At 52.5% G+C, this 16,151-nt stretch carries 19 protein-coding genes; 11 read left to right on the top strand and 8 right to left on the bottom strand.

What is annotated here, in order from left to right; genetic code table 11:
* Positions 1-131 precede the first annotated feature (131 nt).
* Positions 132-1,163 carry a YiiG family protein gene (locus DFR42_RS25735; RefSeq protein ID WP_170133685.1) on the top strand — a complete coding sequence of 344 codons (1,032 nt, stop codon included), beginning with the start codon at positions 132-134 and terminating at the stop codon, positions 1,161-1,163.
* A gap of 345 nt (positions 1,164-1,508) precedes the next feature.
* On the opposite strand, the gene DFR42_RS25730 is transcribed toward DFR42_RS25735, so the two are convergent.
* Positions 1,509-2,618 carry a hypothetical protein gene (locus tag DFR42_RS25730; RefSeq protein WP_110257930.1) on the bottom strand — a complete coding sequence of 370 codons (1,110 nt, stop codon included), beginning with the start codon at positions 2,616-2,618 and terminating at the stop codon, positions 1,509-1,511.
* A gap of 124 nt (positions 2,619-2,742) precedes the next feature.
* Here DFR42_RS25730 and DFR42_RS25725 point away from each other — a divergent pair, with 124 nt between their 5' ends.
* Together DFR42_RS25725 and DFR42_RS25720 are read left to right on the top strand one after the other, a co-directional pair.
* On the top strand, positions 2,743-3,579 hold the full coding sequence (locus tag DFR42_RS25725) for an AraC family transcriptional regulator (protein ID WP_110257929.1): 837 nt from the start codon (positions 2,743-2,745) through the stop codon (positions 3,577-3,579).
* Positions 3,580-3,662: 83 nt separating this feature from the next.
* Positions 3,663-4,037, top strand: coding sequence for a cupin domain-containing protein (locus DFR42_RS25720; RefSeq protein WP_110257959.1), 375 nt, complete (start codon positions 3,663-3,665; stop codon positions 4,035-4,037).
* Between the two features lie 514 nt (positions 4,038-4,551).
* Here DFR42_RS25720 and DFR42_RS25715 read toward each other — a convergent pair.
* Positions 4,552-5,187 carry a hypothetical protein gene (locus DFR42_RS25715; protein ID WP_110257928.1) on the bottom strand — a complete coding sequence of 212 codons (636 nt, stop codon included), beginning with the start codon at positions 5,185-5,187 and terminating at the stop codon, positions 4,552-4,554.
* Between the two features lie 242 nt (positions 5,188-5,429).
* Here DFR42_RS25715 and DFR42_RS25710 point away from each other — a divergent pair, with 242 nt between their 5' ends.
* The 5 genes from DFR42_RS25710 to DFR42_RS25690 all read left to right on the top strand — a co-directional run bounded on the left by DFR42_RS25710 (position 5,430) and on the right by DFR42_RS25690 (position 8,975).
* A complete protein-coding gene (locus DFR42_RS25710) occupies positions 5,430-6,107 on the top strand; it encodes a GntR family transcriptional regulator (RefSeq protein WP_110257927.1) in 678 nt (225 codons plus the stop codon).
* Between the two features lie 30 nt (positions 6,108-6,137).
* A complete protein-coding gene (locus tag DFR42_RS25705; RefSeq protein WP_110257926.1) occupies positions 6,138-6,656 on the top strand; it encodes an isochorismatase family protein in 519 nt (172 codons plus the stop codon).
* A gap of 15 nt (positions 6,657-6,671) precedes the next feature.
* Complete coding sequence (locus DFR42_RS25700) at positions 6,672-7,817, top strand: trans-sulfuration enzyme family protein (protein WP_110257925.1); 1,146 nt, start codon at positions 6,672-6,674, stop codon at positions 7,815-7,817.
* A 29-nt stretch (positions 7,818-7,846) separates the two neighbouring features.
* Positions 7,847-8,536, top strand: a complete 690-nt coding sequence (locus tag DFR42_RS25695; protein WP_170133684.1) for a hypothetical protein — start codon at positions 7,847-7,849, stop codon at positions 8,534-8,536.
* Positions 8,537-8,756: 220 nt separating this feature from the next.
* Positions 8,757-8,975, top strand: a complete 219-nt coding sequence (locus DFR42_RS25690; RefSeq protein WP_110257923.1) for a hypothetical protein — start codon at positions 8,757-8,759, stop codon at positions 8,973-8,975.
* A gap of 193 nt (positions 8,976-9,168) precedes the next feature.
* Here DFR42_RS25690 and DFR42_RS25685 read toward each other — a convergent pair whose 3' ends face one another.
* The 6 genes from DFR42_RS25685 to DFR42_RS25660 all read right to left on the bottom strand — a co-directional run bounded on the left by DFR42_RS25685 (position 9,169) and on the right by DFR42_RS25660 (position 13,538).
* Positions 9,169-9,417 (bottom strand): hypothetical protein, encoded by a 249-nt coding sequence (locus DFR42_RS25685; protein WP_110257922.1) that lies wholly within the window; start codon positions 9,415-9,417, stop codon positions 9,169-9,171.
* Between the two features lie 224 nt (positions 9,418-9,641).
* Complete coding sequence (locus tag DFR42_RS25680) at positions 9,642-10,046, bottom strand: hypothetical protein (RefSeq protein WP_110257921.1); 405 nt, start codon at positions 10,044-10,046, stop codon at positions 9,642-9,644.
* A gap of 24 nt (positions 10,047-10,070) precedes the next feature.
* On the bottom strand, positions 10,071-10,631 hold the full coding sequence (locus tag DFR42_RS25675) for a hypothetical protein (RefSeq protein ID WP_110257920.1): 561 nt from the start codon (positions 10,629-10,631) through the stop codon (positions 10,071-10,073).
* 277 nt (positions 10,632-10,908) lie between these two features.
* Positions 10,909-12,093, bottom strand: coding sequence for an aminotransferase class V-fold PLP-dependent enzyme (locus DFR42_RS25670; protein WP_110257919.1), 1,185 nt, complete (start codon positions 12,091-12,093; stop codon positions 10,909-10,911).
* Complete coding sequence (locus DFR42_RS25665) at positions 12,090-12,554, bottom strand: RidA family protein (RefSeq protein ID WP_110257918.1); 465 nt, start codon at positions 12,552-12,554, stop codon at positions 12,090-12,092. Before DFR42_RS25665 ends, DFR42_RS25670 begins: the two co-directional genes overlap by 4 nt.
* 9 nt (positions 12,555-12,563) lie before the next feature.
* A complete protein-coding gene (locus DFR42_RS25660; protein WP_110257917.1) occupies positions 12,564-13,538 on the bottom strand; it encodes a quinone oxidoreductase family protein in 975 nt (324 codons plus the stop codon).
* Positions 13,539-13,634: 96 nt separating this feature from the next.
* Between DFR42_RS25660 and DFR42_RS25655 the strand changes: the two genes are divergently transcribed.
* The 3 genes from DFR42_RS25655 to DFR42_RS25645 all read left to right on the top strand — a co-directional run bounded on the left by DFR42_RS25655 (position 13,635) and on the right by DFR42_RS25645 (position 16,093).
* On the top strand, positions 13,635-14,561 hold the full coding sequence (locus DFR42_RS25655; RefSeq protein ID WP_110257916.1) for a LysR substrate-binding domain-containing protein: 927 nt from the start codon (positions 13,635-13,637) through the stop codon (positions 14,559-14,561).
* Between the two features lie 262 nt (positions 14,562-14,823).
* A complete protein-coding gene (locus DFR42_RS25650) occupies positions 14,824-15,558 on the top strand; it encodes a DUF3106 domain-containing protein (protein ID WP_170133683.1) in 735 nt (244 codons plus the stop codon).
* A gap of 103 nt (positions 15,559-15,661) precedes the next feature.
* On the top strand, positions 15,662-16,093 hold the full coding sequence (locus DFR42_RS25645) for an ExbD/TolR family protein (protein WP_110257914.1): 432 nt from the start codon (positions 15,662-15,664) through the stop codon (positions 16,091-16,093).
* The last annotated feature ends 58 nt before the right edge of the window (positions 16,094-16,151 follow it).

The following is a 16,151-nucleotide window of genomic DNA, read 5'->3' as shown; positions in this document are numbered from 1 at the left end:
CATCGCCAGCATACTACCGACCATGCAGAAACCCGCCAGCTATCACAAATGGATACAAATTGTTGCAGCTTTTTCAAAACTTGAAAGCTAAGATGGCGCATCTATCCTCCCCCATCTTTACAAAAGCAAGAATGAATTTCCCTTCAGCATCTTTGAAAAAAACCAGCAAACCCGTAGTCAGCAGCGTGCTGGCCTGCATCAGCCTGAGCTTGCTGATGAGTGCATGCAGCAAAAAAAATGAAGATGCTGCAGTGACGACACCTGCGCCAGCCGCAGCCAGCCAGGCAGCACCTGCCAATGTTCCAGCCAAACCAGTAGAAAGCGCCACCAGCAAACTGCAAGACTATATCGCCTGCTATAACAAGCTCGACGGTGATGCTCACCGCAGCATTGCGCGCTATCAAAGCTGGGTCAAGGATATGGACAAGGGCCCAAGCGGAAAAGAAATGGTGGTATACGGCCTGTATAAAATCGATGTCGATGACATCGCCAAATGTAAAGCCAGTTTTGGCAAGGCCGCGCAAGGCAAGCTCGATATCGCCGCCACTGCCTACATCGACAGCCTGAGCGAACTCGGTGCGCTGGTTAGCGAGGCAGAAGTGTATTACAGCCGCGATAATTACAAGGACGATGCTTTTGCCAAGGGCAAGAAAATGCATGCACCGCTGGCCGACGCGATGAAGCGCTTTGAAGAAAAAAGCAATGTCTTCTCAAATGAAATCGAAGTCGAGAATGACAAGGCCCTGGATGCAGAAATGCAGCAACTGGAAAAAAACGAAGGCCGCCAACTGCCATATCTGCAAATGGCCTTGATGAGCAAGGCCAAGCACCTGGTACGTCTGATAGGTGAAGAAAGCTTCGACGCTACCGCCGCTGGCAAATTACTGGCTGATTATGAAAGCCTGACCGACGAAGCCATCGCCTACGCCAAGAAGAATAGCGAAAGCGCACCGCGTAGCTGGTCCAGTTTCGAACATGCAACAGAAGATTATCGCAAAGCCGCCAAGGAACGTGTACGCCGTATCCGCGACAAGGTCGCTTATAGCGAAGGCGAAAAAATGATGTTGAAACCAGGCTCAGCCTGGATGGTGGAAGGCAGTCAGGAAAAAGTCACCAAGGCCTACAATGCGATGATAGAGGCAAGCAATCAGATGAATCGCTGATACAGATCATACCGGGACTTTCCTCACATGATGTGGATGAACGTCCTGGATACAGAACCAACCCGGTAGTGCTCCAGTCCCCATCTGGAGTCGCTCTTTATAATGCCCTCGTTTTTTGAGGGCATTTTTTTGGGCCTACGAAAAACCGCCCCAGCTGCGTTGCAGCTCCTAGCCGTACTAAAGTACTGTCTTCGTCGCTACGGTGAAGTCGGGATTTCAGACAATATATTGTCTGCCGACGTAACGAACCATCCTTGCAAGGATGGTTTCCTAAAGCATGGCCTTGCTGGGACAATTTTTCGTAAGCCCGATAATTTGGCTGATTTATCAAATTTTTCTTTGCATTTATTGCTGAATGCATTGCGCCGCTTGTTTGCCGACAGCGGCCTTGTCGCCAAACAAAAGCCTGACTCCGCATTGAGAACCAAACATATTGCTCTGGTCATGCCCTACCCCCTGCACATCAAAATAATGATGCATGGCTTTGCCTGATGCTTTTTCTGATACCTTGCCTGCCTGGCTTTGCTTGCCCAGATATTGTTCATAGGCCCAGTAAGCATGGGCGCGCTCAAAGCGCGTGGCACCCTGGGCTTCTGCGGCGCAAGACTTGTCGAGTACGCGATGATTGGGATCAGTATCAAGGCTGCCGACCAGATAAGTCACCTGTCTTTGCAGATGGCGCTGGTATAAGTCCATGCCCTTCATACCTTTTGCATAAGCCACCATGTCCTGCATGCCATAGCGATAGTCATCATAGGTCGGACAAACAGTATTTTCATAGGCTGCAAAATTACCTGTACCCCTTGGTCTGTCTGGGGTGAAATATAAATAGGAAGATGGGTTCGCCACCACATACTGCACATCCAGCCCCCTGGCGCGCAAGCCTTCATCGACGTGGTTCAGCACGGCATAGCGATGCATCAATTGCCCACCACCAGAATGCCCGGCGAAAGTGATTTTCTTCAGCAATGGCAGACGCGATTTATCGGCAAGAAACTGGGCGATATCATCCAGCACCTGTAAAGAACTCAAACCGGCCTGCGTACCCGTACCAGGCAATGCTGCTTCACCCCCCGTCCAGCCTTGCACAGACCAGACTGGCATGCGCTCGAAACCCTTGTCAACATCAGGCTTGCCAGGGAAATTGGGGGCCAGCACCAGCATCTCATCTGCTGAGCGGCCAGATGCCTGCAGCAAGGCCATCGCCGCGGCATAATAATCATCCCCATTGCGCTGTATGCCATGCTGGACCATGATGACTTCACGTATCTGGCGCAAGTCCCCACTCAGGACATGATTGGCATAGACAGGGAAATCATAGCCAGCCGCTTGTTCAGGCTGGGGCAGATGCAGGCGCTGCCAGGTAGGTGCAGTGGCGGCATGTGTCATACCGCACAGGCTGGACAATACACATATCGCCAGCAGCTTTTGAGATGCATCAGTGATTTTTTTCATGGTGTCCCTTTTTTGCTTTATCGCTAAGCCAGATATTGTCAGCATCGTGTGAAACAACGCTGCCCATGCTAGCATAGACCGTAAGCAAGCGGCGATACCACCATGAGCAAGCGACGACACCACCATGAGCAAGCACCATACCGACTGGATACATCACGCACCAGGGTCTGAACGGCTGGAGCGTATAGAAGCCTATTTCGCAGGCAATGCCTACGCCATGCACAGGCATGATACCTATGCCATAGGCACGACGCTGGCAGGCGTGCAGAGCTTTGTCTATCGTGGCAGCACACGCCATAGCCTGCGTGGCGGCACGATAGTCCTGCATCCTGATGAAGCCCACGACGGCCAGGCTGGCACGGGTGATGGCTTTCATTACCGCATGATTTATGTAGAACCAGCCCTGATACAAAAAATCCTTGGCGGCCAGGCCCTGCCTTTTATCAAACATGGTATTTCCAGCGACCCGCGCCTGCATGTTGCTACCCTGCCCCTGTTGCAAGCCATGAACCAGCCGCTGGATGCGCTGGAAGAACAGGATGCCTTGTTCGACCTGGCCCATGCCATGCTTGCCTGTTCTGACATCATTACCAACAGTTCTGGCAGCACTGGTAAGGCATTGCATTTTGATTACCGCGCGGCAGAAAGTGCGCGCGAATATATGCACAGCGCCCTGACAGACAACATCAGCCTGGAAGACCTGGCAGTACACAGTGGCCGCGACCGCTGGAGCCTGTCACGCGATTTTCGCCTGCTATTCGGCACCAGCCCCTACCGCTATCTGACCATGCGCCGCCTTGACCTGGTCAAGAGCTTGCTGATGCAAGGGCACACGCTGGTAAACGCCGCGCTGGCGGCTGGCTTTAGCGACCAGAGCCATATGAGCAAACACTTTGTTAAAGCCTTTGGCCTGACGCCCCTACGCTGGCTGAACATGCATGGCAAGCCAGCACGTCGTTAAGAGCTGACGCACAAACGTACAAGAATTGCAGATGCGGCTTGCGTATGCTGGGGCTTTTCACACAAAAGCCAGGGATATCATCCATGAGTAGCAAGACCTATCAAAGCATCAACTTCGCCAATAAATTCAGCCTGTTCAGCGAACAGTGGTCACAAAAAGTCATTGCCGAGATGAACGACTACCAGTTCAAAGTCGCCCGGCTGCGGGGTGATTTCATCTGGCATGATCATGCAGACACAGACGAGAGTTTCATTGTCCTCGAAGGGCAATTACGCATCGATTTTCGCGATGGCCATGTGTTGATATCAGCAGGTGAAATGTTTGTCGTACCCAAAGGTGTAGAACACAAACCCAGCGCCGTCGATGAAGTCAGACTCTTGCTGATAGAACCGCGCGGTGTCGTCAACACTGGCGCTGAAGGTGGTGAACGTACCAGTGAGATGGACGTGTGGATTTGATGTATAGAATTTGATTCGTCGCTTGTCATTGATTTTTTACATGGCTTTAAAAACGCATCACTTATTCAAAGCGACAAGCCCAAAACCGTCATGCCAGACTTGATCTGGCATCCAGCGGCTTTGGCGGCACACATGCGCACTCATTCACAGGCGATAATTCAGCAAACGCAAAGTCAGCAGACAAATTGCAGCCACGGCTAAAACGACACTGGATGCCGGATCAAGTCCGGCATGACGGGTGGGAGGCTAGTTGTGACGATGGGCGTCTGGATCTTTTGCGAGTGCCTGTCTTGACATCTTGATTCCATCACCATCCATTCAGCAAGCAGCCACCGCTCAGCCTGGAAACACGCATCACTCATTCAAAGCGATAACTCCAAAACCGTCATGTCAGACTCGATCTGGTATCCAGCGGCTTTGTTGGCATACATGCGCCTGCAATTCGCAAAGATCAAGTCGGGCATAACGGGTTTCAGGCACTTGTGACTATTCGAATACCGTCATGCGCAACAACTCATTTACTCTTGCTCATCACCACGCCATGCCCCACTTGCGGCGGATACTTTTCGTCAAATGCCAATATGCGCGTCATCCCAATTTTTTCTCGTCTTTCATTGAGTTTTTCTGGCTCATGAACCTCTCCGTATAATTCCACGCCGTCTTTACCGGGTACAAAATGCGTGCCATACAACTGGCCCAGGCCCTGATCATAACGCATGCGGTCCAGCATCATGACGTAGCGAAAACTATGCAATTGATTATTCTCGTAGAGTTTTTCAAAGTAAGGAAAATACTTGGCGCGGTCATCCTTGCTACTGTGCTGGATAGTCAGGAATAAGGCAGTGTTGGCCTTGTAGCTCAGTTGTTTTGCATCAGGCCAGCCACAGGTGTTAAAAATATCGTGGGCGATGGCGCGATTTTTTGTATCTCCCACAAGTATGTCTTGCAGGATTTTTTCTACTTTGGCCTTATTTTCGGGACTGGGCGCAAATTGTTGATCATAGCCAGCCAGCATATGCGCAGTACGCAAACCCTGATCACGCTCCAGCACTTGTTCAAGTTCTGCATTCATCTTGCTTGCTACGCAGATTTCTTGTGCCGGGCATAAAACAGTATGGAAAGCGAGCAACAGAAAAAGTATTTTTTTCATCGATGTCTCTCAAAAATGTTGATGAGCGATTGCGGCAAGCAGACGCGCTTCCCCCCACCCAAGCGTGAATATGAATATAGCAACAAGTTATCATTAAAACACTTGGCATTCCACATAAACAACATAATTCTATTAATGACTCTATTAAGGACAAAACTTTTCCTATGTAGTATATTACATATTACTTAGCGATATTTTGTCAAAACAAGCGTATTAGCAGTCATTCACAGCCATAAACCAGCATGCCCATACCAGCCAGCACCGCCCCCTTAGCCCGCTCTCTTGCCCGTGAAGAGGTGTACCGCAACCTCAAGCAATGGATCATAGAATTGCAGCTCGCCCCTGGCGAAATACTGCGTGACCAGGAACTGGCGACGCAGCTGGGGGTATCGCGCACGCCTGTGCGTGAAGCCTTGCGGCAGCTGGAGGATGAGGGCCTGGTTGTCACCAGTTTTCATAAATGGACCAAGGTGGCACCGTCCAACCTGGCCGATATTTCCCAGCTTTATCCTGTCGTTGCGGCGCTGGAAGCTGCCGCGCTGGAACTTGCCCTGCCCCATCTGACGACGGCCGATTTGCAGGAACTGCTTGCCTGCAATGACGCACTGGCACTAGCAATTGCCGCACAAGACCATCAGCTTGCCACGGCGCTGGATGCGCAATTTCACGCCATCATCGTGCGGGTCAGCCAGAATCTGGAAATAGAAAAGATGCTGGCCAGCCTGCGCCCGCGTATACGCCGTATAGAACTGGCTCACTTTGGTGACCAGCGCATGGCTCCGCAATCAGTCGCCGAACATGCTGCCATCATTGAGGCCCTGCGCACAGGCGACAGCCAGGCAGCGGTGCAGCTCATTAAACAAAACTGGAGCCTGCCGCCGGATTTATTGCAATTGGCCACAATGGCCCCCGCCACCTGACTACACGCTCATTTTTTGGAGACTTCCCTCATGTCATCTGCCCTGCTCATCATCGACTTCCAGAAAGCCGTCTTTACCGAACCACCAGCCTATCAGGCGGAACTGGTGCTGGCCCGCATCAGCGAGCTCATCGCCAGGGCGCGCAAAGCGGGCATGGCTGTCGTCTACGTACAGCATAATGAAGCTGGCACGGCATGGGAAAAAGACAGCGACACCTGGTATTTCCCCACGGCGATTGCGCCCCAGCCAGAGGACTACGTCTGCCACAAGCAGCATAGCAGCGCCTTCCAGCAAACCGGCTTTGAGGCCGGGCTGGCACAGCGTGGCATCAATGAAATCTATGTCTGTGGTTATGCCAGTGAATTTTGCCTGGACAGCGCGATACGCCAGGCTGCGGCCCTGGGTATCAAGACCAATGTCGTGGCTGACGCCCACACCACGCGCCAGCGCCCGCATCTGGATGCGCCCACCATCAGCAATCACCATAACTGGGTGTGGCGCGAGATGGGCCAGATCAAGGTCATACCTGCTGCGCAATTACCGTTTTGAGATAGAGATAAAACCATGACTCATATCAGCAGCACACTGGCACAGCAAGCCAGCGACATACCCGAAGGCTTTGCCTCACTGTCGCAAGGCGTGTTCCATGCATCGACCATTGTCTTCCCCGATGTGGCCGCTTTTTTGCACAGGCAGGAACAGGCACATACTGGCTATAGCTATGGGCAAAACGGCACACCGACTCATTATGCGCTGGCACACAAGCTGTCTGAGCTGGAAGGCGGCGGCCACACAGTGCTGGTGCCCAGCGGCCTGGCAGCCATCGTGCTGGTGAACAGCATGCTGCTGGGTGCCGGTGACCATGTACTGCTGCCAGACAGCATCTATGGCCCTACCCTGACAGTCACGCAAACCCTGTTTGCCAAATGGGGTGTGCGCCATACCATCTACCCCAATGATGCGGGGGCAGATATCGCCAATTTTTTTGAAGAGACCACCCGCCTGGTCTGGACAGAAAGTCCGGCCTCCAACAGCATGGAAATGCAGGACATACCCGCCATCGTCGCTGCTGCTCATGCACGCCAGATCAAGGTCGCTATCGACAATACCTGGGCCACGGCGCTGGGTTTCAGGGCATTGGATGCGGGCGTCGATTTCAGCATACAGGCACTGACCAAATACGTAGGCGGCCATTCAGATTTGCTGATGGGTGCAGTCAGCGCCCGCGACCAAGCCAGCCATCATGAACTGCGCAGCACTGCAGAACTACTGGGCTATTACGTCTCCCCCGACGAATGCTTCCTGGCCCTGCGCGGCTTGCCCACACTGGCATTGCGAATGGAAAGACAATACGCATCTGCCTTGCGCATGGCCGAATTTTTACAAAACCATGCGGCAATAGACCAGCTACATTATCCGCCGCTACCAGGCGATGCCTACCATCATTTGTGGAAACGTGATTTCAAGCTGGGCAATGGCCTGCTGTCTTTCACCCTCAAACAAAATGAGCTGGCCAACATAGAAAAATTTGTCGCGGCGCTAAAGCTATTCACGCTGGGCAATAGCTGGGGCGGCGTGCACAGCCTCATCGCCGTGGCACCGCAGCGCGCCCCCAAAACCGGCTGGCTGCTGCGCCTGCATGTGGGGGTGGAGCATGTGGATGATTTGCTGGAAGATGTGAGTGTGGCGCTGGGAGCATTGGAAATATGAAAATAATCGCATTCATCCTCAGCTTACTTATGTCCCCCCTGACACATGCCACTGACTTCGCCGGACAATTGCAAGCCATGGGCTTTAGCCAGCAAGTACGCGACAAAACAGGCGGCATAAAGCTGGATCGCATTCATCTCCCCTTTTATGGCGTCAAAAGTGATAAAGGGCAGCTCGTTGTCAATCAGGGACAGCGTACGCCAAATGGCCTCAGCTTCGACATCGACAGCAAACGATATCACTATGAAGCACGCGACAACGGCGAGTTTGGTGGCAAACTGATCGCTACCGACAAACAGGGTAAATCCTTCACTGTCATCAAAGAAAACATCAAGGGTTTCTTCAAACTGAACCATCAAATTTTTGTACTTGCCGGTCTTGCACATCACCTTATCGACAGTGGCCGTCTCTACCGCATTGATGAGAGTAGCGGCAAACCTGAACTGGTGCTGATCACCTTACTGACAGGCGCACCTGTCGACGTCGCTACCACGCAAGATCGCGTGTATGTGCTGACAAGAAATGAATTGGAAGTAATCAGATTTTACAAGAATGAAGTTAGTTTGAGCATCATAGTTCACAATGCGCCGTGGTACTCTGTACCAGCCAATATCACCATGCATGATGATGAATTCGCCATCGGCATGCATGCCGGTGTGGTGGTCGTTAACTATGATGAACTCAGAAAAAGTGCTGACATACAGTATTTTTCTAAATAGCATCGCATAGCCAGGCACAGCGCCACCAGTCGACCGCGTGGCATCATGCAGATTGCATGAAATTGCATTCATCAGCAATGCTCTTGCAAAAGACAATTGCATCCTCAACTACGCCATATCGACACAAGTAAAAGAGTGAACATCATGAACCATCATTGCAGGCAGTTCCTAATGATCCATAAAGCGGCAATCGGGCCGCCAGGATTGATGAGGAACAATGATGAAAAATCTCTCTCGCGCCCTGCGCAGGCATCATGCTGCGCGGCTTAAAAAGAAACGTCAGTATTATTATGGCTGGACGAAAAAGCTTGATCCCCAACAGTTGGGCAAAGTCTTGAATGCTGTACCAAGCTGCAGTTGTTACATGTGCGGTAATCCACGCAAGTATTTCAAGGAACGCACAGTGCAGGAAAAACGCTGGATGCAGGTAGTCGAATAAACGATACATTGTGTAGATACGATCAGCAGCGTAATCGTACGCATGTAAGAAACGAGAGATCAGGATTGCTGTCGTTTCTTACATGCGTACGAATTCATGATTGCGCGATGCTAAGCGTCTCAACGATACTAAAATTTCCTATTTCGGTGGTAAGTCTAACATTCAAATATTTTCAACCCGGCTGAAGATTAATTTACTCCCCAAACTGGCATTTGAGATCGTCAAGCAGTTCATCGAAGTCAGCCTCACCAATATTCTCAACTTCTTCTGGCGTTAGCCACATGCTCCTCGCGTCAAGATTAGCGATAAGCGCCTCAGATTCGCCCTCAGCCAACTTTCGATTTGACCAGTCCGTGTATCCAGGAATTTCTATTAATCCGAAGTCCCTCGCGCTCTTCTGCAAGTGTTTTACGCGTTCAGCAATTTCTCGATCTGTAGACATGAAAACTCCTTACCTTCGGTTCAGATTGATCATTGGGTATTTAACTGTTGCGGTTAACTTCAGAGTTCGACTGGCGGAATTGTACCGATCTCAGCCTCATATCAACTAACAGACCATGTCAGGTCGGCTTGTAACTTGTACACATTCATACATCGACATCCCGACGGACAATTACGCTGTTAGTCGCACCTGATTAATCGCACCTGCCACCACAAGTTTCAATATCAATCAACTGACCACCAAAACAATAAGTGATAGTAGCGATTATCTGCTCTGCGTGCCATAGAAAACGATACTTCCATGTCCCAGCCCTCATCTATCGTTGAAAACACTATCTCATCAAATTCAAGATCTGTCTTCAGCATAGAGATGATTTTATTTGCCAGTGTGACAGATTCAGCATTTGCTTCTTTGATTCCATAACTGGCTTCAGATTGACTCTGCTGCAAGAATCGAGCGAAGTCTTTCGTTTCAGCTTCTGATAATGCCAGTTGCCCAGGTTTGCGCATAAGGCTGTGTGCTTGTCTTGGCGCCTCTGTGTAGGTGTATATCAATCCACCTTGATCATATTCTTTATCAGATTTTTCCAGAAGTGCTTCCAGCAAATTGAATAATTCAGTTTTTAGCATTGATGCTTTCAGAAATTTATTAGCTCATGCCAGGGGCTCTTCCAGCCGCTGCCGCATCAAGCTCACAAAATGATCCAGCTCAGGCGCAGGCCCGGCGCCCAGATTGGCGTTGGTCGCCATGTCGTCAATCTCGCGCAAGACTGTGCCGCCGCCCATGGATGTCTGGCCCAGCACATAGTAGCGGATGTGATCATGCTGCCTGCTGCGCACGATGCCAGAAAAATGTGGTGCAATCACCCAGGTGCCTGCGCTTTGCGTAATCTCTTTGACGGACTTGCCTGTCAGGTCTATCGCCACTGGCTGTGGATAAGCCAGTACCAGCAAGGTATGGTTGGCATCAAGATCAAACTTGTGCCAGCGATATTGCGCAGCTTCTTCTTGCAGGCTGGGGATGGACAGTGATTTGCAGGCCAGGTGATAAAACAGGAAATGCGAAGTCTCGCTGGAACTTCCGACGATATCAAATAACTGCGCTGCCTGACGGAAGACGTAATGGGGCAGAATCTGATACGCAATGTCATAGGACAATTGCTCCAGAGAGATGCGTGCAGGAGGCTTGCTTTTGAAAAAGTCCAACAGTCCCATGTTGTTTTCCCGGAGCGTCGTTAAGAGGATTTCACGCAAGATGGCGAGCGAGAAATGCAGTCAGGATAGCCGCAGGCTTCGCCCTGAACCTGGGCAAATGAAAACATGATTGATATTGTTGTGTCAAACAATCAAACGGATAAGAAACATAATTTCATCATGTTTCATATCACCAATACAGATGCTGTGTGCTGTACCTCATGCGTATGAAATGCAGAGTACACAACACACAAACTCAACCCATGAAACTCAACCCATGAAACTCAATCCATGAAACTCAATCCATGCCCTCCAGCGCTCGCGCCAGTTGCTCGACATCATCCAGGGTATTCAGATAAGAGAAAGATGCGCGCGCTATGCTGTGCAGGCCACGTGCCTGCATGTCCAGCGGGGTGTAGGGCACACCATTGGCACCGATATAGATGCGCTGCTGCGCCAGCCTGTTTTTCAGGGCCATGGCATCATGGCCGCGCAGATTGAAAGCAACGATGCCGGATTGTGCGCCCTCACCCAGGTCATGCAGGCTGATGGCGGGTATGCTGGCAAGTCTTGTGCGGCAGGCTTTTGCCAGTGCGGCACTGATACTGCCGAGGTTTTCCACACCCAAAGTCAATGCCAGTTTGACGGATGCGGCCAGACCCAGTTGCAGGGCCACGGCGGCTTCGCTGGTTTCAAAGCGGCGGGCGTCGTGGCGTAATTGCGCTTCATCTGATGCGATAGGTGCAGAGGATACATCGACCCAGGCAGGTTCCAGTTTATCGAGAAATGATTTGCGCACATACAGCAAGGCCGTGCCGCGTGGCCCGCGCAAGTGCTTGCGGCCTGCGCTTTTGAGCACATCACATTGCAGGGCTTGCACATCGACAGGCACTTGTCCCAGGGCTTGCCCGGCATCGATGAGATAAGGCACGCCTGCCGCGGCAGTGACCTTGCCGACGGCGACTGCATCATTGATGAGGCCGCCATTGGCGGGCAGCCAGGTCAGTGAAACCAGGTGCACGCGCTTGTCCATCATCTGTGCCAGTGCGCTGGCATTGACGCTGCCATCGGCGTGGCTGGGTATGGTTTCTACGGTGGCACCAGCAGCCTGTGCGGCGCGCTGGTAGTTGGCCAGATTGCCTCCCCATTCTTGTCGGCCTACTAAAATCCTGTCACCCTTTTGCAGCCGGGGCATGGCGGCAAAGGCACTGCCAAAGCCGCTGGAACCAGATGTCATGAGGGCGATTTCATCGCTGCTGGCATTGATGAGCCTGGCAGCATCTTCGCGCAGCGCCTGCAGTTTGTCGGCCACCAGCAGGGCCGCTTCCATGGGGCCGACCTGTGCTTCCAGATCAAGATGCGCATGAATGGCTTGCAGAGCAGCCTGTGGCAATAGCGAAGCACCGGCATGGTTCAGGTGCAGGCCTTTATCCAGGCCCGGTGTTTGCGCGCGCAATTGCGCCAGTTGTTCCGGGCTGATCATGCTGGCACCAGTTGTACTATCGCATCCACTTCAACTGCTGCACCTGTGGGCAGGCTGGCAACGCCCACTGCTGTACGGGCGTGGCGGCCACGCTCGCCAAAGACGGCAACAAAGAGATCAGACGCACCATTGGCGACAGCGCTGTGACCATCGAAATCATGGCTGGCAGCAACGAAGACACCCAGGCGCTGCACCTGGGCCACACGCTCAATATCGCCACCGGTGACAGCATCAATCACCGCCAGCAGGCGCAGCGCCGCCATCTGTGCTTCCTTGTGGGCTGCCTCGGCTGAACCACCCGCACCCAGCACACCTGCTTTGGCAGAACCCGGATTGCCTACCTGCCCGGCGATGATGAGCTGGTTGCCCTGCAGGGTATAGCTGAGGTAATTGGCTGCGGGTGCTTTGACGGGTGGCAGGATGTGGCCAAGTTCTTGCAGTTTTTTAGCGATATCAGACATGGTTGTTCCTTAAGCGAGTTGAGAATGAATGGATAATAAAAGCTTGCCTTGCGTACCTCGTTCTGCCAGTGCGGCATGTGATTGTGCCACATCAGCCAAGGCATATTCGGCATGGATGCGCAGTTTGACCGTGCCGCTGGACAGGCAATCGAACACCCTGGCAGCATGGGCCTGCAAGGCCGCAGGGGTGTTCAGGTAATGCGGCAATACCGGGCGCGTCAGGGTGATACTCTTCTTCATGAGTTGCAGGACATCGACAGGATCAGGCTGGCCGCTGGCGGCACCAAACAGCACGAGGTGGCCGCAAGGGGCCAGCACTTCCAGGCTTTGTGCAAACGTGCTTTTACCGACAGAATCAAACACCACAGCCACACCATGGCCGCGGGTTTGATCACGCACTTCGCTAACCCAGTCACTGCCATCATCGTAGCGCAAGGGTACTGCTCCCATGCTCTGCAACCACTCTGCCTTGCTGGCAGATGATGCCGTGCCGAATACTGTCAGACCACGCGCCACCAGCAATTGCACCAGCCAGCCGCCTACACCGCCGGCAGCGGCGTGTACCAGCACTGATCCTGAGGCTGGCAGGCGCGCCACATCTTCCGTCAGCATGATGGCTGTCAGGCCGTGTTCTATGGCGGCGCAGGCATCACGCAGGCTGACTGCATCGGGGATAGGTATCAAGTGCGCGGCAGACACGGCAACCTGACTGGCATAAGTACCTTGCACGCCTGTGGTATAGGCGACCCGGTCGCCCGCGCACCACGCGCTATCAGCCGGTGCACTGGCAACGATGCCTGTGCCCTCTATACCCATGGCCCAGGGCAGTCTGACGCCAGGGTAACGGCCTTCACGCTGGTAGATATCCACAAAATTAACCCCGGCCCAGGCGGCATTGACGATGACTTCCCCGTTTGGCGCTGGCACTTCTTGCAGTTGTAACTGTTCTGGCCCGCCAAACTGATTGACGATGATTGCTTGCATTTGCTTTCCCTGGATTGAACAATGCTGAAATTATTGTCGTAATATGTCTGCACAAAAAACGATACTTTCGCAACATGAGAGTGAGGAAATTTCAATATGCATGGCAAACTGCCGCCCCTGTTTACTCTGCAAGCCTTCGAGGCCGCCTCGCGCCTGGGCAGCTTTAGCCGTGCAGCAGAAGAACTGAGCCTGACGCCAGGTGCCATCAGCCGCCAGATACGCCAGCTGGAAGACTGGAGCAGCCTGACCCTGTTCAAGCGCAATGGCCCAAGAGTGAGTCTGACGGACGATGGCACAGCCCTGCTGACGCGCCTGGCCGGGCCTTTGTCTGCCCTGCACCAGGCTATCTACCCACCCGCCGACGACACCCAGAAAACCCTGCACATTGCCACCCTGGCATCGATCGCCAAGGAATGGCTGTTGCCGCGCCTGGCCAGTTTTAGCAATGCCCATCCACATATCCGCCTTATCATCGATACCGACTATGCGCTGGTGCGTGCTGCGCCACGCGTGGCAATGGTGGCCATACGCCACGGTACCCGCCAAAGCACAGACCAGATTTGCGAAACACTGTTTACTGACCGCCTCATGGCCCTGACTTCACCAGAACTCAACGCCAGGCTGGGCAGCAATCCAAAAACCTGGCCTGCCAGCACCATGCTGCAACACCTGTCGCTTGACCCCACCGACTGGCTGGTAGCCGCTGGCATGCCTGACGACTTTGTACCGCAAGGCCAGGCGTATAACGATGCTGACGTATTGCTTGAGGCCGCACAACAAAGCCAGGGCATTGCCCTGGGCCGCCTGTCCATCGCCTGGCGACGCCTGCAGGCGGGCAGCCTGGTCATCGCCTGCGACACCTCTTGCCCCACGGCACGCGATAACCTCATGATCTTGCGCGAAGACAGCGCCGACCTGCCCGAAGTACGCGCCTTCACCACCTGGCTGCGCGAACAGGCCCGCCTGTGGCAAGTGGAAATGGACGCCTTTGACAAATACCAGCTCAAGAACAAAGAGATATAAAGAAGTATTGATGAAGCATCATTGCCAGCTCTCTCTGTAGGAGCGGCTTCAGCCGCGAATGCCAGCCACAGTCGAAACACAACGGTAACGGTTCAAATTGGCGCAACCCGGCGCTACGCAAGCTAAAATTCACGGCTAAAGCCGCTCCTACGGTATAAAGCAAACATTGAGGATATCCAGGAAATTAAATACAAACACAAAACTTCTTGCTATGAGAGGCTGATACAAGATGTTTCTCTGCCTTTCACTGACGAAAACGCAAATGAAGATTAAAATACAGGCTACGCAGTCTTTCAATGAGAGTGGCTACATGAAACCCGTCAGCAAAATCCCGGAATTGGCAAGTATCGTTGGTGCACTTGGCATCGCCACATTAGCCGGAATACTGTATTTCAAAATTGCCGATACAGCACACACTGCTGCCGCTGGCAAACTGGCACAGGCCAAGGCCAGCCAGATGAAGCCAGGTATCGCGGCAACACCATTGTCTGGCAAACCTGGTTGGAAAGAATTAAACGCTTCACAGCAAAAAGCCTTGCTGCCGCTGCAAGCTCACTGGGAAACGCTGGATGAAAAAAGCAGGGCAAAATGGCTGGGTATTGCCAATCGCTATGTCAGCCTGAACCCGGATGAACAAAAGCGCATACAAAAACGCATGGAAGCATGGGCACAGCTCAGCCCCGAACAAAAACAAATCGCCCGCCTGAATTATTCCCAGGCGAAGAAACTCGAAGCCGCACAAAAATCCAGGCAATGGGAAGCCTACCAGCAATTGCCAGCAGAACAAAAACAATTGCTGGCCAGCGGCGTACCCGCCCAATTCGCCAAACTACCATCCCCAAAACCACTGGCGGATACCATCAATACCGCATTGGAAAGTAGCGCAGCATCGGCATCAGTCGCTGAACAAAGCGCCGCCTCTGCCAGCCAGGGTGCAGACCAGGATGCCAGGACCGCACCAGCTTTTCAGGCTGACTGGCCTATGACGGGGAAGTAGCTTTTCAAGGCTGGCAAGCATCACCATGCTTGCCCCTCAAATACTTGCATCCTGCTTCAATTAATGTAATGCTAAGGCATCTGCACTTTCTTAAGGATGCCTCATGGTTTTTTCTCACTCACTTGAGCAAGACAAGGACACTGAGCGTTTTCTGGAAGTGAATATGACACCGCTTATTGGCGTCCTGCTGGTGCTCATGATGGTGATGATCGCTGGTGTGGCACAAAAAAGAAATATCTTACTGATGGACATAGGCACGTCCTGGACCAGCGGTTGCGGCATAGTCGGCATCGACATCGACATTGATTTTGATGACACCCTGTTTTGGAATGGTGTCGCTATATCTGAAAAAGAGTTGCAACAACGTCTGATCAGGATAGCGCCAGAACAACCAAAAATACACTTAAGACCCTATTCCATGGCTAGCCACGCGGCAGTAGTAGCCGCTACCAACAGCCTCCGTAATGCAGGTATTAACGATATATATCTTATCACTACCCTATCGCGTCCGTTTGCCAGCCAGCATTTTTATTAATCTCCGCAGATACGAGTAGCACCGAATAGTCGCAGACATATCGAAGGTATATCCGCAT

It is taken from the genome of Undibacterium pigrum, from assembly GCF_003201815.1.
In the GTDB taxonomy this organism is placed as follows: Bacteria; Pseudomonadota; Gammaproteobacteria; order Burkholderiales; family Burkholderiaceae_D; genus Undibacterium; species Undibacterium pigrum.
The sequence above is the reverse complement of the archived record's forward strand: the minus strand, read 5'-3'. Positions and strand labels throughout refer to the sequence as shown.